Genomic DNA, 24,673 nt, shown 5'->3' with positions numbered 1-24,673 from the left:
GGCGAGGCGTACGATGAGCAAAGAAGTACTGCTGGTTGTTGAGTCGGTATCCAATGAAAAGGGCGTACCGGCAAACGTAATTTTTGAAGCGCTGGAGCTGGCTCTGGCCACTGCTACCAAAAAGCGTTTCGAGGACGAAGTCGATCTGCGTGTGGAAATCAATCGCCACACCGGTGCTTATGAGACATTCCGTCGCTGGACGGTCGTCGAAGAAGCAGACCTGGACGATCCGGCTATCGAAACCTGGCCGAGCAAGGTTGCGCAAACGCATCCTGGCGCCAAGGTCGGTGACGTTGTCGAAGAAAAAATCGAATCCATCGAGTTCGGCCGCATTGCTGCACAGACTGCCAAGCAAGTCATCGTGCAGAAAGTTCGCGAAGCCGAGCGTGCTCAAGTCGTTGATGCCTATCGCGAGCGTCTGGGGGAAATCATCTCCGGCACCGTGAAGAAAGTCACCCGCGACAACGTGATCGTCGACCTGGGCAATAACGCAGAAGCGTTGCTGGCCCGTGAAGACATCATCTCTCGCGAAACCTTCCGGGTTGGCGTGCGTCTGCGTGCGCTGCTCAAGGAAATCCGCACCGAGAACCGCGGCCCGCAGCTGATCCTGTCGCGTACCGCGCCGGAAATGCTGATTGAGTTGTTCCGCATCGAAGTGCCGGAAATCGCTGAAGGCCTGATCGAAGTAATGGCTGCGTCCCGTGACCCGGGTTCGCGTGCCAAGATCGCGGTCCGCTCCAAAGACAAACGCATCGATCCGCAAGGCGCTTGCATCGGTATGCGCGGTTCGCGCGTCCAGGCAGTGTCCGGCGAGTTGGGCGGTGAGCGTGTGGACATCGTCCTGTGGGACGATAACCCTGCTCAGTTCGTGATCAATGCAATGTCGCCGGCTGAAGTGGCGGCAATTATCGTTGACGAAGATGCCCATGCAATGGACATCGCCGTTGGCGCAGACAATCTGGCTCAGGCCATCGGTCGCGGTGGTCAGAACGTGCGTCTGGCTAGCCAGTTGACTGGCTGGACCCTGAACGTGATGACCGAATCGGACATCCAGGCTAAGCAACAAGCAGAAACCGGCGACATCCTGCGCAACTTCATCGACGAGCTGGAAGTCGACGAAGACCTGGCACAGGTGCTGGTAGATGAAGGTTTCACCAGCCTGGAAGAGATTGCCTACGTACCGTTGGAAGAAATGCTCAACATCGACGGCTTTGACGAAGAAACCGTCAACGAGCTTCGCGCTCGCGCCAAGGATCGTTTGTTGACCAAAGCCATCGCTACTGAGGAAAAGCTGGCAGACGCCCATCCGGCCGAAGACCTGCTCTCGCTTGAGGGTATGGACAAGGATTTGGCGATGGAACTGGCGGTGCGCGGCGTAATTACCCGCGAAGACCTGGCCGAGCAGTCTATTGACGACCTGCTCGACATCGACGGCATTGACGATGATCGTGCCGGCAAGTTGATCATGGCCGCCCGAGCCCACTGGTTCGAGTAATTAGGCGCGGCCTGAGGAGAGAAGTGCATGACGCAAGTCACGGTGAAACAACTGGCCGATGAGGTCAAAACACCGGTAGAGCGCCTGTTGCAGCAGATGCGTGAGGCAGGTCTGCCGCACACCGCCGCCGAAGAACATGTGACTGACAGTGAGAAGCAATCTTTGCTGACTCACTTGAAAAGCAGCCACAAGGCGAAAGTGGAAGAACCACGCAAGATCACGCTGCAGCGTAAAACCACCAGCACCCTGCGTGTTGCTGGCAGCAAAAGCATCAGCGTTGAAGTACGCAAGAAGAAAGTCTTCGTGCAGCGCAGCCCGGAAGAAATCGAAGCCGAGCGCAAACGCGAACTGGAAGAACGTCGCGCAGTAGAAAATGCTGCACGTCAGAAGGCTGAAGAAGAAGCCAAGCGTCGCGCCGAAGAAGAAGCGCGTCGCCAGCCTGCTGCTGCGCAAACCGCTCCTGTCGAAGCTGTCGCAGCGCCTGTTGCAGTTGCCGAACCTGTGCGTGAAAGCGCCCCGGTCGTGGCCGCTGCACCTGCAGCCGACACTCGCAAGCGCGACGAGCAGCGTCGTCCGGACAAACCACGTGCCGACGATAGCAATCGTCGTGGCAGTGGCGATGGCGAGCGCAAAAACGCTCCGCATCGTGCTTCGGTCAAGGAAAAAGCGCCTGCTCCACGCGTTGCCCCACGTACTACCGACGAAGAAAGCGATGGCTTCCGTCGTGGTGGTCGCGGCAAGGCCAAGCTGAAGAAACGCAACGCCCACGGTTTCCAGAGCCCAACCGGCCCTGTTGTGCGCGAAGTGAAGATCGGCGAGACCATCACTGTTGGCGATCTCGCCCAGCAGATGTCGGTCAAGGCTGCTGAAATCATCAAGTTCATGTTCAAACTGGGTACCCCAGCGACCATCAACCAGGTATTGGATCAGGAAACTGCCCAACTGGTTGCTGAAGAGCTGGGCCACAAAGTGACCCTGGTCAGCGACACCGCCCTGGAAGATTCCCTGGCAGAGTCCCTGAAGTTTGAAGGTGAGACGTTCTCCCGTGCACCGGTTGTGACCGTAATGGGTCACGTTGACCACGGTAAGACCTCGCTGCTCGACTACATCCGTCGTGCCAAGGTTGCTGCTGGCGAAGCCGGTGGTATCACCCAGCACATCGGTGCATACCACGTTGAAACCGAACGCGGCATGGTCACCTTCCTCGACACCCCTGGTCACGCCGCGTTTACCGCCATGCGTGCCCGTGGTGCCAAGGCGACCGACATCGTGATCCTGGTGGTTGCAGCGGACGACGGCGTAATGCCGCAGACCGTTGAAGCTGTTCAGCACGCTCAGGCGGCTGGCGTACCTCTGGTTGTTGCAGTGAACAAAATCGACAAGCCGGGCGCCGATCTCGATCGCATCCGTAGCGAATTGTCGGTTCACGGCGTGACTTCGGAAGAGTGGGGCGGCGACACCCCGTTCGTATCGGTTTCGGCGAAAGTCGGTACCGGCGTGGATGAGTTGCTCGAAGCTGTTCTGCTGCAAGCTGAAGTTCTCGAACTGAAAGCGACCCCTTCGGCTCCTGGTCGTGGTGTTGTGGTTGAATCGCGTCTCGACAAAGGTCGTGGCCCGGTTGCAACCGTTCTGGTTCAAGACGGTACCCTGCGCCAGGGCGACATGGTGCTGGTCGGTTCGAACTATGGCCGCGTTCGCGCCATGCTCGACGAGAACGGCAAGCCAATCAAGGAAGCCGGTCCTTCCATCCCTGTCGAGATCCTCGGCCTGGACGGTACTCCGGACGCTGGCGACGAGATGAGCGTAGTTGCTGACGAGAAGAAAGCCCGTGAAGTGGCTCTGTTCCGTCAAGGCAAGTTCCGCGAAGTCAAACTGGCCCGTGCTCACGCCGGCAAGCTTGAAAACATCTTCGAGAACATGGGTCAGGAAGAGAAGAAGACGCTCAACATCGTCCTCAAATCCGACGTCCGTGGTTCGCTGGAAGCGTTGAACGGTGCCTTGAATGGCCTGGGTAACGACGAAGTGCAAGTGCGTGTGGTCGGTGGCGGTGTCGGTGGTATCACCGAATCCGACGCCAACCTGGCACTGGCCTCCAACGCTGTACTGTTCGGCTTCAACGTGCGTGCCGATGCCGGCGCTCGCAAGATCGTCGAGCAGGAAGGTCTGGATATGCGTTACTACAACGTGATCTACGACATCATCGAAGACGTCAAGAAAGCCCTTACCGGTATGCTGGGCAGCGATGTTCGCGAGAACATCCTGGGTACCGCTGAAGTGCGTGACGTGTTCCGTTCGCCGAAGTTTGGTGCGATCGCCGGTTGCATGGTTATCGAAGGTGTTGTTCACCGTAACCGTCCAATCCGTGTACTGCGTGAAGACATCGTTATCTTCGAAGGCGAGCTGGAATCCCTGCGCCGCTTCAAGGATGACGCTTCCGAAGTACGTGCCGGCATGGAATGCGGTATCGGCGTGAAGAGCTACAACGACGTCAAAGTCGGTGACAAGATCGAAGTCTTCGAGAAGGTTCAGGTTGCTCGCAGCCTCTAACTCGCGTACTTCAAGAGCCGTGATGGCCAGCCGCATGCAATTGCGCGGCGCATCAGTCGGACTCTAAACGCAACGCCCGGTCTGGCTTTTGTCAGGCCGGGCGTTTGCCGCTTTCAGACCCTTCGGGTTTCACCGTGGGGCAGTAACAGGTAACAAGACATGGCAAAAGAATATAGCCGTACCCAACGTATCGGCGATCAGATGCAGCGTGAGCTGGCACAGCTGATCCGTCGTGAAGTCAAAGACCCGCGCGTCGGGCTGGTCACCATTACCGCTGTTGAAGTCAGCCGTGACGTCGGTCACGCCAAGATCTTCATCACCGTGATGGGGCAGGACAGCCGTGACGATATCGCGCAAAGCATCAAGGTGCTCAACTCCGCCGCCGGTTTCCTGCGCATGCAGTTGGCTCGCGAGATGAAATTGCGCAGCGTTCCACAGTTGCACTTCCATTACGACGAAAGTGTCGTGCGTGGTGCGCACCTGTCGGCCCTGATCGAACGCGCGGTGGCTGAAGACAATCAGCACCCGGTAGCGGCTGAACCCGAAGACGCCAAGGAGTAATCGGTGGCTCAGGTCAAACGTATCCGTCGTAACGTCAGCGGTATCATCCTGCTCGACAAGCCGTTGGGGTTCACTTCCAACGCGGCGTTGCAGAAGGTCCGCTGGTTGCTCAATGCCGAGAAGGCCGGGCACACCGGCAGTCTCGATCCGCTGGCCACTGGCGTGTTGCCGTTGTGCTTCGGCGAGGCCACCAAGTTCTCGCAATACCTGCTCGATTCCGACAAGGGTTATGAAACCCTGGCGCAACTGGGCAAGACCACCACCACGGCGGATGCCGAAGGTGAGGTTTTGCTGGAACGTCCGGTGACCGTTGGTCGTGCCGATATCGAAGCTGTGTTGCCGAAATTTCGTGGGCAAATCAGTCAGATACCGCCGATGTACTCGGCACTCAAGCGCGATGGGCAGCCGCTGTACAAGCTGGCCCGTGCAGGTGAAGTAGTGGAGCGCGAACCGCGTTCTGTTACTATTGCGCGCTTGGAATTACTGGCCTTTGAGGGTGATACTGCGCGGCTTGCGGTGGATTGCAGCAAAGGCACCTATATCCGTACCCTGGTGGAGGATATCGGTGAGCAACTCGGTTGTGGCGCTTACGTGGCTGAATTGCGACGTACCCAGGCCGGGCCTTTCACGCTTGCACAGACCGTCACTCTGGAAGAGCTGGAAGCGGTACATGCCGAAGGCGGCAACGAAGCGGTCGACCGCTTCCTGATGCCATCGGACAGCGGCCTGCTGGATTGGCCACTGTTGCAGTTCTCGGAAGCGAGCGCGTTCTACTGGCTCAACGGCCAGCCGGTACGTGCCCCGGATGCACCGAAATTTGGCATGGTACGGGTACAGGATCACAATGGTCGCTTCATCGGTATCGGTGAAGTGAGCGAAGACGGGCGCATCGCGCCACGTCGACTGATTCGGTCAGAATGACCGAACGAGGGTGGCTGTTAACAGGCACGGTCACTACTCATTTTTAGATACAGGGATTTGTCCCTGGCCTGTTGAAACTGTTTTTCTGAAACAGTTTCCTGATAAAAGGATTGCCTCATGGCTCTCGACGTTCAAGAAAAAGCTCAAATCGTAGCTGACTACCAGCAAGCTGTTGGTGACACTGGTTCGCCAGAAGTGCAAGTTGCACTGCTGACCGCCAACATCAACAAACTGCAAGGTCACTTCAAGGCCAACGGTAAAGATCACCACTCCCGTCGTGGTCTGATCCGCATGGTTAACCAGCGTCGTAAGCTGCTGGACTACCTGAAAGGCAAGGACGTGAGCCGTTACAGCGCTCTGATCGCTCGCCTGGGTCTGCGTCGCTAATAAGCGATTGCGCTAGAGGTTGGTTGTTTGCTGTGTGCCAGCGGGTTTCCCGCAGGTACATGGCAGGCTCCCAGCCTCAAGTTTTATCTGGACAATAGTTTTACCCTGGACAATGACAGTCGGGCCGATTCCCGGCGTTGCCCAAGAATTTCGCAAGAAACCAGTTCCCCCAAGAGCCACAAAGAAGGTAGGACACCGTGAACCCGGTAATCAAAAAATTCCAGTTCGGTCAGTCGACCGTTACCCTCGAGACTGGCCGTATCGCCCGTCAGGCCTCCGGCGCAGTATTGGTCACCGTTGACGACGACGTCAGCGTATTGGTGACCGTAGTCGGTGCCAAACAAGCTGATCCAGGCAAGGGCTTCTTCCCTCTGTCTGTTCACTACCAGGAAAAGACTTACGCTGCCGGCAAGATCCCTGGCGGTTTCTTCAAGCGTGAAGGCCGTCCTTCCGAGAAAGAAACCCTGACTTCCCGATTGATCGACCGTCCGATCCGTCCGCTGTTCCCTGAAGGTTTCATGAACGAAGTGCAGGTTGTCTGCACCGTCGTTTCCACCAGCAAGAAGACCGATCCGGACATCGCTGCGATGATCGGTACCTCGGCTGCGCTGGCTATCTCCGGCATTCCTTTCGATGGCCCGATCGGCGCTGCCCGCGTTGCGTTCCACGAAAGCACCGGTTACCTGCTGAACCCGACTTACGAACAACTGAAAGCTTCGAGCCTGGACATGGTCGTTGCCGGTACTTCGGAAGCCGTGTTGATGGTTGAATCGGAAGCCAAAGAGCTGACCGAAGACCAGATGCTGGGTGCGGTACTGTTTGCTCACGACGAGTTCCAGGTGGTGATCAACGCCGTTAAAGAACTGGCCGCTGAAGCTGCCAAGCCGACCTGGACCTGGGCTCCACAGCCAGAAGCCACTGCTCTGCTGGGCGCTATCCGTGCCGAGTTCGGCGAAGCGATCTCTCAGGCTTACACCATCACCATCAAGGCCGACCGTTACGCTCGCTTGGGCGAACTGAAAGACCAGGTGGTTGCCAAGCTGTCCGGTGAAGAAGGCCAGCCTTCCGCTGCTGACGTCAAAGCTGCTTTCGGCGAAATCGAATACCGCACCGTTCGCGAAAACATCGTTAACGGCAAGCCACGTATCGACGGCCGCGACACCCGTACCGTACGTCCGCTGAACATCGAAGTGGGTGTTCTGCCGAAGACCCACGGTTCGGCACTGTTCACCCGTGGCGAAACCCAGGCTCTGGTCGTCGCGACACTGGGCACCGCCCGTGACGCACAGCTGCTGGACACACTGGAAGGCGAGAAAAAAGACCCGTTCATGCTGCACTACAACTTCCCTCCGTTCTCGGTAGGCGAGTGTGGTCGCATGGGTGGCGCTGGTCGTCGCGAAATCGGTCACGGCCGTCTGGCCCGTCGTTCGGTTCAGGCCATGCTGCCTGCTGCCGACGTGTTCCCGTACACCATCCGTGTTGTATCGGAAATCACCGAGTCCAACGGTTCGAGCTCCATGGCTTCTGTCTGCGGCGCTTCCCTGGCGCTGATGGACGCCGGTGTACCGATGAAGGCACCGGTTGCCGGTATCGCCATGGGTCTGGTTAAAGAAGGCGAGAAATTCGCCGTCCTGACTGACATCCTGGGTGACGAAGACCACCTGGGCGACATGGACTTCAAAGTGGCCGGTACCGCCAAAGGTGTTACCGCGCTGCAGATGGACATCAAGATCAAGGGCATCACCGAAGAAATCATGGAAATCGCTCTGGGCCAAGCCCTGGAAGCGCGCCTGAACATCCTCGGCCAGATGAACCAGATCATTGGCCAGTCGCGTACCGAACTGTCGGAAAACGCTCCGACCATGATCGCGATGAAAATCGACACCGACAAAATCCGTGATGTCATCGGTAAAGGCGGCGCGACCATTCGTGCGATCTGTGAAGAGACCAAGGCTTCGATCGACATCGAAGACGACGGCTCGATCAAGATCTTCGGCGAAACCAAGGAAGCGGCTGAAGCTGCACGCCAGCGCGTTCTGGGCATCACCGCTGAAGCTGAAATCGGCAAGATCTACGTCGGTAAGGTTGAGCGCATCGTCGACTTCGGCGCGTTCGTCAACATCCTGCCGGGCAAGGACGGTCTGGTTCACATCTCGATGCTGAGCGACGCTCGCGTTGAGAAAGTGACCGACATCCTGAAAGAAGGCCAGGAAGTGGAAGTTCTGGTACTGGACGTGGACAACCGCGGCCGTATCAAGCTGTCCATCAAAGACGTAGCAGCGGCCAAGGCTTCGGGCGTTTAATTACCCCCGCGCCTGACCGTTGAACAGCAAAACGCCCCGACTGGTTCGGGGCGTTTTGCTGTGTGCAGGAAAAAGCTGAGCGTGGAATTTGGTGTGGCGAGGGAGCTTGCTCCCGCCGGGTTGCGAAGCGACCCCACTGTTTTACGACTGCTGCGCAGCCGAGCGGGAGCAAGCTCCCTCGCCACAAGTTGCCGGACCTCGAGACCGGTGCTAGGTTTAGCCCACAGCCCGTGTAGCTCAGCCGGTAGAGCAGCGCACTCGTAACGCGAAGGTCGCAGGTTCGATTCCTGTCTCGGGCACCATTTCCCCCGCTTACTTCACCTTTCTGCTCAGCTCCTCGACGGTGCGCTTGAGCTGATCCATCGCGCGATCCTGATCGCTGATTTCCCGTTTAAGACTGGAGATCTCGCTGTTGTTCGAGCTGGAGCTGGAACCGCTGTTGCGCTTGAGCTCTTCCACTTGTTTGGTGAGAGTGTTCAGGTCGCGTTCCTGTTCATTGACCGTGCGCTTGAGATCATCAATCTCCTTGCTGCTGGAGCTGGTGCTGGAACCACTGTTGCGTTTGAGTTCTTCGATCTGACGGGCCTGTTCGCTGATAGTGCGCTTCTGGCTTTCGAGTTCGCTGGCATTGGCCTTCACGGTTTTTTGCAGGTTTTCCAGATCATCGATGCTGACACTGGTTCTGACGAGCGTGTCCTTGCCGTATGAATTGTGGAGGGCGGAGATTTTGTCGGAGTACAGCGAAGGGTCAGAGGCGACTTCGACAGCCGCTTGAGCTGCGCTGGCCAATGTCAGGCTGCCGAGCAGCAGGGTAGCAGCGGCAAGACGGGTAGACGAAAGCTTCGAAAAACTGCGCATCACTGGGGTTCCTTGTGAAGTGCCGATATGGCACATCGCTATGACTTGGGATTTGAATTTATGTTCCCCGAGGTCTCCAGCATCTCTTGCACACAGCTTTTTGCGGGATAGATGTAAAGAGCCGTGTAAATCGTCGGCAAAACGTCCTATATTCGTTGCCTGCATGAGCATCGCCCAGCAGTTTTCAGATGATCCCGAATGGTTCTGAAGGCCAGACAAACCGGGCTTCAAACGGTTTTTTTGCGTCAGAGAGATCCTTGATGATCCAGATCCATCTTCCATTCCCCAGATCAGCGAGAACGCCATGACCGTTAAAGAATTGACCCAAGAAGCCAGACACGAAGAAGCCCTGAAAAAGTACGTACTGGATGCACCCCAGTTACTGGAAGAGATCAAGGACTTGCCTGCCGACGATCAGAAAGACCAGATCCAGTGGGCATTCGAGGATGAGGCAGAAGCCCAGGGCTTGCAGCCTTGGGAACTGACGCTCAAGTACACCTCAACCCCGGAAGAGTTTGAGGCCGCTCGCCTGGCACTGCACAAGGAGGCGGCCGAGGTATTGGGTGTCGAGTGGGAAGAGTACTGCGAGATGAACAATCTGGTGGTCTGAAAAAAACGCCAGCCTTCATGAGGCTGGCGTTTTTGATTATCAGGGGCGTGATCAGAGACTCAGGCGCATCGACAGATCCACCGCCTTCACATCCTTGGTCATCGCACCAATCGAAATGTAATCCACCCCGGTTTGCGCAATCGGCAGCAACGTACTTTCGTTGATGCCGCCACTGGCCTCCAGTTTTGCCTTGCCGGCGTTCAGGCGCACGGCTTCGCGCATGTCATCCAGGCTCAGTTCATCGAGCATGATGATGTCGGCCCCCGCCGCCAGAGCTTCTTTGAGCTCCGCCAGGTTCTCCACTTCGATCTCCACCGGTTTACCCGGAGCGATCTTGTGCGCGGCAGCAATAGCCTCAGGGATGCCACCGCAGGCGGCGATATGGTTTTCCTTGATCAGGAAGGCGTCATACAGGCCGATGCGGTGGTTGTAGCAACCGCCGCAGGTCACGGCGTATTTCTGGGCCAGACGCAGCCCCGGCAGGGTTTTGCGGGTATCGAGCAACTTCACTTGGGTTTGGGCGACGAAATCCGCCAGGTACTGCGCGCGAGTGGCCACGCCCGAGAGCAGTTGCAGGAAGTTCAGCGCGCTGCGTTCGCCGGTGAGCAGCGAGCGTGCCGGGCCTTCGAGGTGGAACAGCGCCTGATTGGGTTTCACCCGCTCGCCATCGCTCACCTGCCAGTGCACGGCGACCCGCGGATCCAGCTGCCGAAACACGGCATCGACCCACGCAGTGCCGCTGATGACGGCAGCGTCGCGGGTGATGATGGTGGCTTTGGCCAGACGTTCGGCCGGGATCAGTTGCGCGGTGATGTCGCCGCTGCCGATGTCCTCGAGCAACGCACGGCGCACGTTGGCTTCGATTTCGGCGGTCAAATCGGCGAGACGTAGATTCGGCATAACGGGCTCCACAAACAAAGTGGCCCGATTATAGGGCCATGGCGCGAGGCAACCCAAGGCATCAACAACCATCCCGTCGTTCGCAAACCTGCATTTGGTCGATTCGCGTGAGCAATTGGCGCTAAGCAAGGGTCACTCATAAACGTCTATTCCTTGGTGACGCGCAGAGTCAGCTGGCACAAGGGGGGGCTTTTGTCGATAATCCGCCTTGCATTTGACGTCATGGCTTTGACGTGAACCGAAGAATCACCGTTTCAGGAGGCTTGGATGCACAACGACGGGAATGTAGTGCCTTTGCACAAGGCGACTACCGATCAGGCGACTCATTCGCTGCTCGCCCGCCTGCCTGTGATTCTGCTTCAGGTTCGCGACAAAGCTGCCCAACAGCTCAAGCAGGGTTTGCAGGAGCTGTTCGATAACGCCGACGACACCTTGTTCGAAATGGCCGACCGGGCCCGGAACGATGTCGAGCAAAACATCTTCTTCGAAGCCATGCGCGATTTGCGCCTCAAGCGCAAAAATATCGAGCGCGGTTTTCTTGAGCAGTTCCTCGAGGCTTTCCTCAGGCTCACGCAGTGCGACACCTCACAGGCTGCCTTGCCCCGGGTATTGGCTTTCGATACCTCGGTGTCGCTATCCCATGACGACATGGAGCGTAATGTGGCGGTGGAGGTCATGGTCGGCAAAGTGCTGAACCGTGATGGTTTCGCCCTCGACCAGCTCACCGCCCGACTGAGCACCTTGCTGGGCAAGAAATTGGTCGAACAGCACAACCCCCTGGGGCCGACGCTGCTCTGCGAGTATTTTCTGCAGGCGGGGCGCAACCTGGGGATGGAGATCAAGGTCAAGCTGATCATCCTCAAGCTGTTCGAGCGCTATGTGCTCAGCAACGCCGATCAGCTCTACGCCGAGGCCAATCAACTGCTGATCGCCACCGGTGTGCTGCCGGACCTCAAGCCCGCCCCGGCGCGACGTGCCACTGATCGAGCGGCTGCCAGTGCTCACGCCGACCCTGTCGAGGCAGGGAGTCGCAGCGGCAATCCACAGATTGACGAGGGGGTGCAGGAAGTTTTCGCCGCCTTGCAGGAGTTGCTGCTCCATGTGCGCGGCAGCGTTGCGCCGACCCTGGAGGTCAGTGCCCAGACCCAGCCCATTTCTACCCGCGATCTGCTGCGACTGCTCTCGCACTTGCAGCAATACGTGCCGGCGCTGGCGGTTCAGGACGACTTCGACCTGCGTAACCAGCTCGAACTGCTGCTGACCCGGGTCAGCGTCAAAAGCGGCAGGTCGCGGGTGGTCGGGGTGGCTGATGAAGACGTGATCAACCTGATCGCCATGCTCTTCGAATGCATTCTCGATGACCGCAACCTGCCGGACTCCCTCAAGGCGCTGATCGGCCGCTTGCAGATTCCGATGCTGAAAGTTGCGGTGCTCGACAAGAGTTTTTTCAGCCGCAGCAGCCATCCCGCCCGGCGCTTGCTCAACGAAATCGCCGCGGCGGCCATGGGCTGGGGCGAGTGCGATGACCATCAGCGCGACAGTCTGTACCTGCGCATTGAGCAGGTGGTGCAGCGCTTGTTGAACGACTTTGTCGATGACCCGGCGATCTTTTCCGAACTGCTGGCGGATTTCCTCGCCTTCACCAATGACGAGCGTCGTCGCAGTGAATTGCTGGAGCAGCGCACCCGAGACGCCGAAGAAGGCCGTGCCAGGACCGAACTGGCCCGTCAGCGCGTCGAGCAGGCGTTGAATCAGGTGTTGGTGGGCAAGGTTTTGCCGCACAGCGTGGTGGTGTTTGTTCAGGAGGCCTGGAGCAAAGTGCTGTTGCTGACCGGCCTCAAGCACGGTGATCAGTCCGCCGAATGGCACGCCGATGTGCAGACCATGGAGCAGTTGATCTGGAGCGTTCAGCGCCATGACGAACCCGATGCGAGCCTGCGCTTGTTGGCGCTGGTGCCAGGGTTGCTCAAGTCGTTGCGCGATGGGCTGAACAGCTCGGCATTCGACCCGTTCGCCACCAGCGAGTTTTTCAGCGAGCTGGAAGCCCTGCACGTTCAACTGTTTGAGCGTCCGGGCCAGAACAGCTCGCCTGTCGAGGGGCCGATGATGGTGGAAGTGCAGGAGGAAATCGTGCTTCGTACTGCTGACGAAGGCCCGGTCGAAACCGCCTCGGTGCGTTTGCCGGAGGATGATGTCGCGCTACTGCAAGTCGATCAACTGCGCCCGGGGTGCTGGGTCGAGTTTCAGGAAGACGAGGAAAACACCCTGCGTTGTAAATTGGCGGCGATCATTGAAACCACCGGCAAGTACATCTTTGTCGACCGCACCGGAATGAAAGTGCTGGAGCACAACCGTACCGGCCTGGCCCTGGAGTTTCGGCGTGGCGCGGTGCGCACGCTGGACGACACCTTGCTGTTCGATCGGGCGCTGGAATCGGTGTTGGGCAACCTGCGGCGTCTCAATCGCGGCAAGTGATCGCGCGCCGAGGGTCTATCGCGGCATACTGGGCGCCAACACAGTCGTCGTTGAAGGAGCCTGTATGCAGTTGGACCCCGCGAGTGGTTGGTGTCAGGGTGTGCGTTTATGCCCTTCGCCCAACTTCAATGCGCGCCCCGAGGGCGAGATTTCCCTGCTGGTGATCCACAACATCAGTCTGCCGCCCGCGCAGTTTCTGACGGGCAAGGTGCAGGAGTTTTTCCAGAATCGTCTGGATGTCACGGAACATCCCTACTTTGCAGGGATCGCCGACCTGCGGGTGTCTGCGCACTTTCTGATTGAACGTGACGGCACCGTCACTCAGTTTGTCTCTTGTCTTGAGCGCGCCTGGCACGCCGGCGTTTCGTGTTTCGAGGGACGGGAAACCTGTAACGATTTTTCCGTGGGCATCGAGCTTGAAGGCACGGATGATCTACCGTTTACCGATGCGCAATATCAAGTGTTGACGGCCCTGACCCGACAGTTGCAAAGCGCCTTCACGGGTATCACCGCGCAACGTATCTGCGGGCATAGCGACATTGCACCCGGGCGCAAGACTGATCCGGGACCGGCGTTTGACTGGGCACGCTATCGTGCGGCCCTGGCAAAAGCTGCTCAGGAAGAAGAGGAGCAACAATGAGTTTTCTGGTGCTGCTGTTAGCGGTATGGATCGAGAAATTCTCGGCCCTGCGCCATCGGGTTCAACGTGATGCGGGTTGGGTGCGTGAGCTGAACAAGCTTGAAGTGAGCCCACGCATGAGCAACCGTCCGTGGCTGATACTGGTGGTGCTGGTGTTGTTGCCGGTGGCGCTGCTGGGGTTGCTGTTGGTGGTGCTGGACCCGGTGGCCTATGGCTTGCTGGCGTTGCCCGTCCACCTGTTGGTGGTGATTTACAGTCTGGGGCGTGGCGATCTGCTGGCCGGCCTGGGGCCGTTTCGCGATGCCTGGCGCCGGGAAGACCTGCAAGCCGCCGCCCATGTGGCCAAACGCGATCTGGATATCTGCGCCGACAGCGGCGAGCAGTTGCTGGAGCGGGTACAAGGGCATTTGCTGTGGGAGGCCTATCAGAGCTTTTTCGCGGTGATCTTCTGGTACTTCCTGCTGGGCCCGGTCGCGGCCCTGAGCTATCGACTGCTGGCGCTGGCCGAAGAGCATGGGCAAAACCCGGCCGTGGTCGAGCGCGCGACACAACTGCGCCACGCGTTCGATTGGGTGCCGGTGCGGTTGCTGGCGGCGAGCTTCGCGTTGGTTGGCAACTTTGTCGCGGTCAGCCGGGTGATGCTGCATGAGCTGCTGAACTGGAACATCAGCGCCGCCCAACTGATCGAGAAGGTCGGACTGGTGGCCGGTGAAATTCCGGCGCCGGTGGTCGGCCCGGACGGCATCAACAGCCTGGACCGGATCTGGGAACTGCTGCTGCGCGCGGCGGTGCTTTGGTATGCCGGTTTTGCGTTGTGGACTGTTTTGTCGTAATCCAAACACATCTGAAGCGAACTTCATTGTGGCGAGGGAGCTTGCTCCCGTTGGGTCGCGAAGCGGCCCCTGGCCCCCCGGCGCCCGTCCAGACAGACCGACTTGTCTGGATTTACGACTGCTTCGCAGCCGAACGGGAGCAAGCTCCCTCGCCACAGGGGCTCATCCGCTCCAACAACGGCGACTTGTCGTTAACCTTAAGTTACAAAACCTCCCTCCGATTTAGGCTATACAGAGGCAGCGCCAATAGTGGCTATCTGCTGTCTCTGCGCGCCTGCCAATAAAAATAAGAAATCAAAGGGAGACTTCACAGTGAAGAGCTTGCTCTATCCCGCCGTCGCGCTGATGAACCGCTTGAGCTTCGGCATGAAGTTCAGCCTGATCAGCGTGCTGTTCCTCGTACCGATGCTGGTGACCAACTTCTATCTGGTGCGCGATTCCTATCGCGAATTCCAGGGCACCCGGATCGAGTTGCAGAGCCTCGACCTGTTGGGCAGCGGCCTGAGCCTGCGTCGAGACCTGGAAACCCTGAACAACCTGGTACAGATCAACGTCACCCTGGGCCAGTCCGGCAAGGCCAATCATGTCGAATCGACGATCAGTGCCCTGGAGCAAAGCGTTCTGAGCCGTTTGCAAGGGCTGGCGGCGATGACCACTGACCCGGAGCAAATCACGTTTTTCGATGGTAAACGCGATGAAATGATCGCCGCGTTCAAGGCCCAGCAAGCGGAAAACTCCCTGCAAAGCAAAAGTGCGCTGATCGGCAAGTTGCTCGGTAACGCGCAGATTTTCAGCCAGATCATCGCCAGTCAGGCCGGCCTGAGCCGCGACAGCCAGAGCGACATGCGTCAGCTGAGTGAACTCATTACCAACGTCACGCCGGCCGTCACTCAGACACTCGGCGAGGGCCGGGCGATGGGGTCTTACTCGCTGGGGCAGGGCTTTCTCAATTCGGCCTCGAGTACCCGATTTGATGAGTTGCTGGCGCAGATCGAAAAACTTCAGGCCGAATACGGCCTGAAGTTGAAGGACGCACTGGGCTCCAGTAAAGCCGCGCACGAAACCCTGGCGGCTCAGGCAGAAAGCAGCAAGGCCTCCCTGAAAAAGGCCAGTGAACTGTTCGAGGAACAGGTGGTGATGGCCGACACCCTCGATGCGCCGTGGCAGGCCTTTTTCGATCAGGTCACGGGCCTGATGGACCAGACCTATCAACTCAACGAAGCCACCCTGAAGTTTCTCGGCACCCAGTTGCAGCAGCGGCTGGAGCAGCACCGTACCCACATGGTGTTGCAGGCGGTGGCGCTGGCGCTGGTGTTTGTGTTGATTTTTTACCTCTATGGCGGGTTCTACGCCTCGACCCGCACCACCCTCAAGCGTCTGGGCGCGGTGATGGACAAGGTGGCGGCCGGTGACATGACCGTGACCTTCAGCGCCAACAGCCGCGACGAACTGGGCGAGTTGGGCGAGGTGTTCACCGGCACCGTGAAGAAAATCCATGACCTGATCGAACGAGTGGGGCAGACCGTCAGCGAGGTCGAGCGCCAGGCCGGGCAGGTCGAACACGTGTCCGCCCAGAGCAACCAGGCGGTGGCGGGACAGCGTACGCAGATCGAACAGGTCGCCACCGCGATGAACCAGATGTCGGCCACTTCCCTGGAGGTGGCGCGCAGTGCCTCTGCGGCTGTCAGCAGTGCCCACAGCGTCAATGACGAGACCATCAGCGGTCGCGGATTGGTGGAGTCCCAGCAGGGCAGCATCGCGGCATTGGCCAGCGAAATCGATCAGTCGGTGCGGGTGATCAATCAACTGGCCAGCGACAGTCAGTCCATCAGTCGTGTGCTGGAGGTGATCAAAAGCATTGCCGAACAGACCAACCTGCTGGCCCTCAACGCCGCCATCGAAGCCGCCCGCGCGGGCGAGCAGGGCCGGGGTTTTGCGGTGGTGGCGGATGAGGTGCGGACCCTGGCCAAGCGCACCCAGCAATCGACCGAAGAAATCGAGCAGATGATCGCCAAGTTGCACAGCGGTGTCGGTGCGGCGGTCAAGGCAATGGGCACCAGCCATCAGATGGCCAACGGCACCGTCGGGCAGTCGGAAAAGGTCCAGCAGGCGCTGGAAAACATCCTCGGCGCCGTCGGCATGATCGTCGACCAGAACCAGCAGATTGCCGCTGCGGTAGAGCAGCAGACCGCTGTGGCTCACGACATCGACCAGAACATCGTCGAGATCAACCGCGCCGGCGAGCGCACCGCCGAAGGCGCGCACCAGACCGAGAATGCGAGCCGAGCGCTGTCGGCGCAGGTGGTGGAGCTCAAGCAGTTGATCAGTGCGTTCCGGGTTTGATGTGGCGAGGGGGCTTGCCTCCGTTGGGTCGCGAAGCGGCCCCCGGCGCCGGTCCAGACAGACCGAGTTGTCCGGATTTACGACTGCTTCGCAGCCGAACGGGGGCAAGCCCCCTCGCCACAAAAGCCCGCTCCCACAGGTATTGGATTACCAGTTGAACAGCTCACAGGCGTTGGCCGTGCTGGCAGCGGCCAGTTGTTCGGGGCTGATCGTCATGAGGGTGGCCAGTGCCTCACAGATCGCCGGCAAATGGGCCGGGCTGTTGCGTTGGCCGGGGAACATGGCGGGGGCCATGTCCGGTGAGTCGGTTTCCAGTACCACCGATTCAAGGGGCAAACCGGCAATCACCCGGTGCATGCGCAAGGCTTGTGGCCAGGTCGCGGCGCCGCCGAGGCCGAGTTTGAAACCGAGCTTGATGTATTCGCGAGCCTCTTCCTGGCTGCCGGCGAAGGCATGAATGATCCCCGCCCGTTTCAAGCGAAACCGTTTGAGCGTGGCAATCACTGCCGCGTGGCTGCGTCGCACATGAATCAACGCTGGAAGGTTGAAGTCCGCTGCCAGTTGCAGCTGGGCATCGAACAGCGTTTGCTGACGTTCACGATCCAGAGTTTCGATGAAGTAATCCAGACCAATCTCGCCCACCGCGCATAGTTGGCGATGGCCCGCTAACCGCGTCAGCCAGTCACCGAGTTCGGTCAGATCCTCAGGGCGATGGTCATCCAGATACACCGGGTGCAAACCAAACGCCGCGTGCAGATCGGGATCACTTTGCACCAGCTCCCAGACCCGCTGCCAATTGGCCTGATACACCCCCAGCACCACCATCCGCCGCACGCCGAGGGCGCGGCTCTCGGCCAGCAGCGCCTGACGATCCGGGTCGAAGTCCGGAAAGTCCAGGTGAGTGTGGGTGTCGATCAGTTCCACGGTTCAGTCCTGAAGAATACGCTGCTTGAACGTCCGCGCGATGGCCTGCACGCCGGGCTGGTAATCGGCCTGTTCGATGGCGGCCACTGCCAGTTCCAGGGCTTTGTCGGCGATCAGTTGATGCTGCTGGGCCATGGCGTTGACCGGCAGCGGCAGGAAGTCCAGCAACTGCGTATCACCGAAGGTGCCCAGGCGCAGCGGGCGGCTTTTCAGCGGGAAATCGTGCAAGGCATCGAACACGCCCTGAAGCAGCACATAGGAGGTGGTCACCAGCGCATCCGGCAAATGGCCCAGGCGTTGGATCAATTCTTCCATCAGTTGTTTGCCGCACTCACGGCTGAACGACTCGCCGTGCTCGATCAGCGCCTCGCCTTTGAAACCGTTCAGCGCCTCCTTGAAGCCCGCTGCCCGCTCCTGGCTGATACTCAATTCGGGGCGTGCGCCGAGCAGTGCGATCTGTTTTGGCAGCGGGGTCAGCAGGCTGCGGGTCAGGTGCAGGCTGGCTTCGCGATCATCGCTGATCACCGAGCAGAAATGCTCGGGCTCCATCACCCGGTCGATGGCGATGATCGGGATGCCTTTGGCCTGCAACTGGCGATAGCTGTCGTCGCCGGCCGGCAGGCAACTGGCGACGATCAGCGCATCGCAGCGGCGGGCGCGGAACAGTTGCAGCAATTGCCGTTCGCTGTCTGGCGCATCGTCGGAGCTGGCGATCAGCAGCTGATAGCCACGCGCCCGGGCGCCTTGTTCCAGCAGTTTGGCGATTCGCGCGTAACTGGGGTTTTCCAGGTCCGGCAGAATGAAGCCCAGGGTGCGGGTGTGCCGACTGCGCAGCCCGGCGGCCTGCGGGTTGGGCGTGAAGCCATGTTGTTCGACCACTGCCCGCACACGCTCGACGGTGGCGCTGCTGATGCGTTGCTGTTCGGCCTTGCCATTGATGACGTAACTGGCGGTGGTCACGGAGACACCGGCCAATTGTGCAATATCACTGAGTTTCAACCCGGTATTCCTTGTTTTTAGAGCGTGCCCCGACATTTTCGCCAATCCTACCCGATTGAGGCAGGCGACCATTGTCGCAGCACATCCGATAATTGGACTTCAAGGATGAGACATTATCGAGTAACGTGCCTAAGATTCTAGATTAAACGTTTCAGCAGGCGTATTTTCTACGTTACAGGTCGCTTTGGCCGGTTCTGCCGCGAAACCGCCAAAACTGCGTCTGAAAAGGTGTACTCAAAGCGCCTAAGCTGAATCAATCAAAACAATACCTGGCGTCACACGGCGCCAAAAAGGAGAAAGCATGCTCGAGCTCACCATAGAGCAGATATCCATGGGCCAGTCGGCTGTGGATAAAGCCACCGCCTTGCAATTGCTCGCTGACCGACTCGTGACCGATGGCCTGGTGGCCGACGGTTACCTCGCAGGCTTGCAGGCCCGGGAAGCCCAGGGCTCGACCTTTCTCGGCCAAGGTATTGCCATCCCCCATGGCACTCCCGAAACCCGCGATCAGGTATTCGCCACCGGCGTGCGGCTGATGCAGTTTCCTGACGGCGTGGACTGGGGCAATGGCCAGATCGTTTATCTGGCCATCGGTATCGCCGCCAAATCCGATGAACACCTGCGCCTGCTGCAACTGCTGACCCGTGCCCTCGGTGAAACCGACCTGGGCCAGGCCCTGCGCCGCGCCAGTTCCGCCGAAGCCTTGCTGAAATTGCTGCAAGGTGCGCCACAAGAGCTGGCACTGGATGCACAGATGATCGGCCTCGGTGTGTCCGCCGATGACTTCGAAGAGCTGGTTTGGCGCGGTGCCCGCTTGCTGCGTCAGGCCGATTGCGTGAGCAACGGTTTTGCTGGCGTCTTGCAGCAGGTCGAAGCGTTGCCGCTGGGCGATGGCCTGTGGTGGCTGCACAGCGAGCAAACAGTGAAGCGTCCCGGCCTGGCGTTCGTTACCCCGGACAAACCCATCCGCTACCTCGGTCAGCCGCTGAGCGGGCTGTTCTGCCTGGCCAGCCTCGGTGAAGCCCATCAGGCACTGCTCGAACGTCTTTGCGCGTTGCTGATTGAAGGTCGCGGCCATGAATTGGGCCGTGCCACCAGCAGCCGCGCGGTGCTGGAAGTCCTTGGCGGTGAAGTGCCGGCGGACTGGCCGAGCGCACGCATTGCCCTGGCCAACGCCCACGGTTTGCATGCGCGCCCGGCGAAGATCCTCGCGCAACTGGCGAAAAGTTTTGAAGGCGAGATCCGTATACGCATCGTCGATGGCCACGACAGCGCGGTGTCGGTGAAGAGTTTGAGCAAACTGCTCAGCCTTGGCGCCCGTCGCGGTCAGGTGCTGGAGCTCATCGCCGAACCGGTCATCGCCGCCGACGCCTTGCCGGCCTTGCTGGCGGCCATCGAAGAAGGCCTCGGTGAAGAAGTCGAGCCGCTGCCCGTGGTGAGCCAGCAGCGCGAAGTGCTCGTAGAGGCGGAGGTCGCCGAAACACTGCTCGCGCCAGCGTCCGGCAGCCTGATTCAGGCGATTGCCGCGGCACCCGGGATCGCCATCGGCCCGGCACATATTCAAGTGCTGCAAGTTATCGATTACCCGCTGCGCGGTGAGTCTGCGGCCATCGAGCGCGAGCGTCTCAAGCAAGCGCTGGCCGATGTGCGTCGTGACATCGAAGGCCTGATCGAGCGCAGCAAGGCCAAAGCTATACGCGAGATTTTCATCACCCATCAGGAAATGCTCGACGACCCGGAATTGACCGACGAAGTCGAAACCCGCCTCAAGCAAGGTGAAAGCGCCGAAGCGGCGTGGATGACGGTGATCGAAGCCGCCGCCAAACAACAGGAAGCGCTGCAGGACGCGTTGCTCGCCGAACGTGCCGCCGACTTGCGCGACATTGGCCGTCGGGTGCTGGCGCATTTGTGTGGCGTCGAAACGCCTGCGGAGCCTGCGCAACCGTACATTCTGGTGATGGACGAAGTCGGCCCGTCGGATGTGGCGCGTCTTGATCCGACGCGCGTCGCCGGCATTCTCACCGCTCGCGGTGGTGCCACGGCTCACAGTGCGATCGTCGCCCGGGCCCTGGGTATTCCAGCGCTGGTGGGCGCTGGCGCCGCCGTGTTGTTGCTGAAACCGGGTACACCGCTGTTGATCGATGGCCAACGCGGTCGCCTGCATGTGGACGCCGATGCCGCGACCTTGCAGCGCGCCACCGAAGAGCGCGACACCCGCGAACTGCGCCTCAAAGCCGCCGCCGAACAACGCCATCAACCGGCGCTGACCACCGACGGCCACCCCGTGGAAGTGTTCGCCAATATCGGTGAAAGCGCTGGCGTCACCAGTGCGGTGGAGCAGGGCGCCGAAGGCATTGGCCTGTTGCGCACCGAACTGATTTTCATGGCTCATTCACAAGCGCCGGACGAAGCCACCCAGGAAGTCGAATACCGTCGCGTACTCGATGGCCTTGCCGGGCGGCCGCTGGTGGTGCGCACCCTCGACGTCGGTGGCGATAAACCGCTGCCGTACTGGCCGATCGCGAAAGAAGAAAACCCGTTCCTCGGCGTGCGTGGCATTCGCCTGACCCTGCAACGCCCGCAGGTCATGGAAGCGCAATTGCGCGCCTTGCTGCGTGCGGCGGATAACCGTCCCTTGCGGATCATGTTCCCGATGGTCGGCAGCGTCGATGAGTGGCGCCAGGCTCGGGACATGACCGAACGTCTGCGTCTGGAAATCCCGGTCGCCGATCTGCAACTGGGGATCATGATCGAAGTGCCGTCGGCTGCCTTGCTGGCGCCGGTATTGGCCAAGGAAGTGGACTTCTTCAGCGTCGGCACCAACGACCTGACCCAGTACACCCTGGCCATCGACCGTGGTCATCCCACTTTGTCGGCCCAGGCTGACGGCTTGCACCCGGCGGTGCTGCAACTGATCGACATCACCGTGCGAGCGGCTCATGCTCATGGCAAGTGGGTCGGCGTGTGCGGTGAACTGGCGGCCGATCCGCTGGCGGTGCCGGTGCTGGTGGGCCTGGGTGTGGATGAGTTGAGCGTGTCGGGCCGCAGCATTGCCGAGGTCAAGGCGCGCATTCGCGAACTCAGCCTGACCCAGACTCAAACCCTTGCCCAACAGGCCCTGGCCGTGGGCAGCGCGAACGAAGTCCGCGCATTAGTGGAGGCGCTGTAATGGCCAAGATCTTAACCCTGACCCTCAACCCGGCGCTGGACCTTACCGTTCAATTGCCGATGCTTGTGCCCGGTCAGGTCAATCGCAGCGACGAAATGCACACCCACGCCGCCGGCAAAGGGGTGAACGTGGCGCAGGTGCTGGCCGACCTCGGGCATCAGCTGACTGTCAGCGGGTTTCTCGGGGAAGATAACCTTCAGGCGTTCGAAACCCTGTTCGCCAAACGCGGCTTCACCGACGCGTTTATCCGCGTCCCCGGCGAGACCCGCAGCAATATCAAGCTGGCGGAAAACGATGGGCGCATCACCGATATCAACGGCCCGGGGCCGCGGGTCAGTGAAGCGGCGCAGCAGGCTTTGCTCGATCGGCTCGACCAGATTGCGCCAGGGCATGACGCGGTCGTGGTGGCCGGCAGTTTGCCCCGTGGCGTGAGTGCTCAATGGTTGCGGGAGTTGATCCTGCGCTTGAAAAAACGCGGCTTGAACGTTGCGCTCGACACCAGCGGTGAAGCCTTGCGCGCCGGCCTGTCGGCTGGCCCGTGGCTGATCAAGCCCAACACCGAAGAGCTGGCTGAAGCACTGGATTGCGAAGTGGTTTCCGTGGGCGCCCAAGCCGAGGCCGCGAGCCGTTTGCACGCTCATGGCATCGAGCACGTGGTGATTTCCCACGGTGCCGACGGGGTGAACTGGTTCAGTGTCGGCTCGGCGATGCACGCCACGCCGCCCAAGGTCAGCGTGGTCAGCACCGTCGGTGCGGGGGATTCGTTGCTGGCGGGCATGTTGCACGGCTTGCTCAGTGCCGATACGCCTGAACAGACCTTGCGCACCGCCACTGCGATTGCCGCCATGGCCGTCACCCAGATCGGTTTTGGCATCGGCGACGCCGCGCAACTGGCGCAGCTCGAACAGGGCGTGCGCGTGCGCCCCCTGACAGAACAATAAGAGGGTTTGCAATGAAATTAGCCATTGTTACGGCCTGCCCGAACGGCATGGTCACCAGTGTGCTGTGTGCTCGTCTGCTCGATGCAGCGGCCCAGCGTCAGGGCTGGAGCACCAGTGTCGAAGTCGTGGATGCAGCCCATCCGGAACGTCAATTGTCGGCGGCGATCATCGAGGCCGCCGAGTGGGTGTTGCTGGTCACCAGCGCGCCGGTGGATATGTCGCGGTTTATCGGCAAACGGGTGTTCCAGAGCACCCCGGCCCAGGCCCTGCAAGATGTCGAAGCGGTGCTGCGCCGCGGGGTAGAGGAAGCCGAGGTTTACGTCGCGCCCGCAGCCACCGCTGAACCTGCCGCGGTTGCTAAACAGGCGCCACGCCTGGTGGCCGTCACCGCGTGCCCGACCGGTGTCGCCCACACCTTCATGGCCGCCGAAGCCTTGCAGCAAGCGGCCAAGCGTCTGGGTTACGACCTGCAAGTGGAAACCCAGGGCTCGGTCGGCGCACGCAATCCGCTTAGTGCAGAGGCGATTGCCAATGCCGACGTGGTGCTGCTGGCGGCAGACATCGAAGTTGCCACCGAGCGTTTCGCCGGCAAGAAAATCTACCGCTGCGGCACAGGCATCGCCCTGAAGCAGGCCGAAGCGACGCTGAACAAAGCCTTGGCCGAAGGCAAGCAGGAAAGCGTTGCGACCGGCGCCAAAGGCCCGGCCAAGCAAGAGAAGACCGGTATCTACAAACACCTGCTGACCGGTGTCTCGTACATGTTGCCGATGGTGGTGGCGGGCGGTCTGATGATTGCCTTGTCCTTCGTGTTCGGCATCACCGCGTTCAAGGAGCAAGGCACGCTCGCGGCGGCGCTGATGCAGATCGGCGGCGAGAGCGCGTTCAAACTGATGGTGCCTTTGCTTGCGGGCTACATCGCTTATTCGATCGCCGACCGCCCAGGCCTGGCGCCGGGGATGATCGGTGGATTGCTGGCGAGCACGCTCGGTGCCGGTTTCATCGGCGGGATCATTGCCGGTTTCATCGCCGGTTATGTGGCCCAGGCGATCAACCGATATGCGCGCTTGCCGCAAAGTCTTGAGGCGCTGAAACCGATCCTGATCATTCCGTTGCTGGCGAGCCTGTTCACCGGTCTGGTGATGATCTACGTGGTTGGCAAACCGGTGGCCGGGATGCTTGCGGGGCTCACCCATTTCCTCGACAGCATGGGCACCACCAACGCGATTCTGCTCGGTGTGCTGCTGGGCGGCATGATGTGCGTCGACCTTGGTGGGCCGATCAACAAGGCGGCTTACGCGTTTTCGGTGGGGCTGCTGGCATCGCAGAGTTATGCACCGATGGCCGCGACCATGGCCGCCGGCATGGTGCCGCCGATTGGCCTGGGCATCGCCACGTTGATTGCCCGGCGCAAGTTCGCCCAGACGGAACGCGAGGCCGGTAAAGCGGCGCTGGTGCTGGGGTTGTGCTTTATCTCCGAAGGGGCGATTCCGTTCGCGGCCAAAGACCCGCTGCGGGTGATTCCGGCGAGCATCGCCGGCGGTGCGCTGACCGGCGCGTTGTCGATGTACTTCGGCTGCAAACTCATGGCGCCGCACGGTGGATTGTTTGTGATGCTGATTCCGAATGCGATCAACCATGCGCTGTTGTATCTGCTGGCGATTGTGGCCGGGAGTCTGCTGACGGCGGTGGTGTATTCGGTGCTCAAGCGACCTGAGGCGGTGGAGTTGGTGCTGGAGCCGGCTAACGCATAGATCTTATTTGTGTCAT

The 24,673-nt window shown here is 60.1% G+C and carries 18 protein-coding genes, 1 tRNA gene and 1 pseudogene; 16 read left to right on the top strand and 4 right to left on the bottom strand.

From position 1 onward, the window contains the following. Positions 1-13: 13 nt before the first annotated feature. From nusA to ACCC96_RS15840, 7 genes are all read left to right on the top strand, one after another. Positions 14-1,495: a transcription termination factor NusA gene (gene nusA, locus ACCC96_RS15870; RefSeq protein ID WP_007933547.1), complete on the top strand. Its 1,482-nt coding sequence runs from the start codon at positions 14-16 to the stop codon at positions 1,493-1,495. A 27-nt stretch (positions 1,496-1,522) separates the two neighbouring features. Continuing rightward, complete coding sequence (gene infB, locus ACCC96_RS15865) at positions 1,523-4,042, top strand: translation initiation factor IF-2 (RefSeq protein ID WP_019582451.1); 2,520 nt, start codon at positions 1,523-1,525, stop codon at positions 4,040-4,042. A gap of 159 nt (positions 4,043-4,201) precedes the next feature. Beyond that, positions 4,202-4,603, top strand: a complete 402-nt coding sequence (gene rbfA, locus ACCC96_RS15860) for a 30S ribosome-binding factor RbfA (protein ID WP_007900467.1) — start codon at positions 4,202-4,204, stop codon at positions 4,601-4,603. Positions 4,604-4,606: 3 nt separating this feature from the next. After that, positions 4,607-5,524, top strand: a complete 918-nt coding sequence (gene truB, locus ACCC96_RS15855; protein ID WP_007933551.1) for a tRNA pseudouridine(55) synthase TruB — start codon at positions 4,607-4,609, stop codon at positions 5,522-5,524. Positions 5,525-5,641: 117 nt separating this feature from the next. Continuing rightward, positions 5,642-5,911, top strand: a complete 270-nt coding sequence (rpsO, locus tag ACCC96_RS15850; RefSeq protein WP_011332409.1) for a 30S ribosomal protein S15 — start codon at positions 5,642-5,644, stop codon at positions 5,909-5,911. Positions 5,912-6,108: 197 nt separating this feature from the next. Then, positions 6,109-8,214, top strand: coding sequence for a polyribonucleotide nucleotidyltransferase (pnp, locus tag ACCC96_RS15845; protein ID WP_258672337.1), 2,106 nt, complete (start codon positions 6,109-6,111; stop codon positions 8,212-8,214). A gap of 226 nt (positions 8,215-8,440) precedes the next feature. Then, positions 8,441-8,516: transfer RNA gene (locus tag ACCC96_RS15840), tRNA-Thr, on the top strand. A gap of 10 nt (positions 8,517-8,526) precedes the next feature. On the opposite strand, the gene ACCC96_RS15835 is transcribed toward ACCC96_RS15840, so the two are convergent. Then, positions 8,527-9,072, bottom strand: coding sequence for a hypothetical protein (locus tag ACCC96_RS15835; protein ID WP_413696301.1), 546 nt, complete (start codon positions 9,070-9,072; stop codon positions 8,527-8,529). A gap of 304 nt (positions 9,073-9,376) precedes the next feature. Here ACCC96_RS15835 and ACCC96_RS15830 point away from each other — a divergent pair, with 304 nt between their 5' ends. Then, entirely contained in the window at positions 9,377-9,682 is a 306-nt protein-coding gene (locus ACCC96_RS15830; protein WP_018929491.1) for a DUF6388 family protein, read from the top strand. A gap of 51 nt (positions 9,683-9,733) precedes the next feature. Here ACCC96_RS15830 and nadC read toward each other — a convergent pair whose 3' ends face one another. Further along, complete coding sequence (gene nadC / locus ACCC96_RS15825) at positions 9,734-10,582, bottom strand: carboxylating nicotinate-nucleotide diphosphorylase (protein WP_413696267.1); 849 nt, start codon at positions 10,580-10,582, stop codon at positions 9,734-9,736. 267 nt (positions 10,583-10,849) lie between these two features. Here nadC and ACCC96_RS15820 point away from each other — a divergent pair, with 267 nt between their 5' ends. The 5 genes and pseudogenes from ACCC96_RS15820 (at position 10,850) to ACCC96_RS15800 (ending at position 16,873) form a co-directional block, all read left to right on the top strand. Continuing rightward, a complete protein-coding gene (locus tag ACCC96_RS15820) occupies positions 10,850-13,057 on the top strand; it encodes a DUF1631 domain-containing protein (RefSeq protein ID WP_413696266.1) in 2,208 nt (735 codons plus the stop codon). 64 nt (positions 13,058-13,121) lie between these two features. Then, positions 13,122-13,697, top strand: coding sequence for a 1,6-anhydro-N-acetylmuramyl-L-alanine amidase AmpD (gene ampD, locus ACCC96_RS15815; protein ID WP_019651084.1), 576 nt, complete (start codon positions 13,122-13,124; stop codon positions 13,695-13,697). Continuing rightward, positions 13,694-14,530, top strand: coding sequence for a regulatory signaling modulator protein AmpE (gene ampE / locus ACCC96_RS15810; RefSeq protein ID WP_064616142.1), 837 nt, complete (start codon positions 13,694-13,696; stop codon positions 14,528-14,530). The genes ampD and ampE overlap by 4 nt, the downstream gene beginning before the upstream one ends. A gap of 345 nt (positions 14,531-14,875) precedes the next feature. Beyond that, positions 14,876-15,967: pseudogene (locus tag ACCC96_RS15805) on the top strand (methyl-accepting chemotaxis protein); the annotation flags it as partial. Beyond that, complete coding sequence (locus ACCC96_RS15800) at positions 15,944-16,873, top strand: methyl-accepting chemotaxis protein (protein ID WP_413696300.1); 930 nt, start codon at positions 15,944-15,946, stop codon at positions 16,871-16,873. The pseudogene ACCC96_RS15805 and the gene ACCC96_RS15800, both read left to right, overlap by 24 nt. Before the next feature lie 147 nt (positions 16,874-17,020). Here the strand turns inward: ACCC96_RS15800 and ACCC96_RS15795 are convergent, their stop codons facing one another. Next, positions 17,021-17,797, bottom strand: coding sequence for a TatD family hydrolase (locus tag ACCC96_RS15795; protein WP_019651087.1), 777 nt, complete (start codon positions 17,795-17,797; stop codon positions 17,021-17,023). Between the two features lie 3 nt (positions 17,798-17,800). After that, positions 17,801-18,796: a catabolite repressor/activator gene (cra, locus tag ACCC96_RS15790; RefSeq protein ID WP_064616145.1), complete on the bottom strand. Its 996-nt coding sequence runs from the start codon at positions 18,794-18,796 to the stop codon at positions 17,801-17,803. Between the two features lie 301 nt (positions 18,797-19,097). On the opposite strand from cra, the gene ptsP reads away from it, so the two are divergent. From ptsP to ACCC96_RS15775, 3 genes are read left to right on the top strand one after another with little or no spacing between them, the layout of a single operon-like run. Continuing rightward, positions 19,098-21,965 carry a phosphoenolpyruvate--protein phosphotransferase gene (ptsP, locus tag ACCC96_RS15785; protein WP_413696265.1) on the top strand — a complete coding sequence of 956 codons (2,868 nt, stop codon included), beginning with the start codon at positions 19,098-19,100 and terminating at the stop codon, positions 21,963-21,965. Continuing rightward, a complete protein-coding gene (pfkB, locus tag ACCC96_RS15780) occupies positions 21,965-22,906 on the top strand; it encodes a 1-phosphofructokinase (protein WP_018929500.1) in 942 nt (313 codons plus the stop codon). Before ptsP ends, pfkB begins: the two co-directional genes overlap by 1 nt. An 11-nt stretch (positions 22,907-22,917) precedes the next feature. Then, positions 22,918-24,657, top strand: a complete 1,740-nt coding sequence (locus tag ACCC96_RS15775) for a PTS fructose-like transporter subunit IIB (RefSeq protein ID WP_413696264.1) — start codon at positions 22,918-22,920, stop codon at positions 24,655-24,657. Positions 24,658-24,673: the final 16 nt, after the last annotated feature.

Source organism: Pseudomonas sp. Pseusp11 (assembly GCF_047304405.1).
GTDB lineage: Bacteria > Pseudomonadota > Gammaproteobacteria > Pseudomonadales > Pseudomonadaceae > Aquipseudomonas.
Note: the sequence above shows the minus strand (reverse complement) of the source record. Positions and strands in the feature narration are given on the sequence as shown.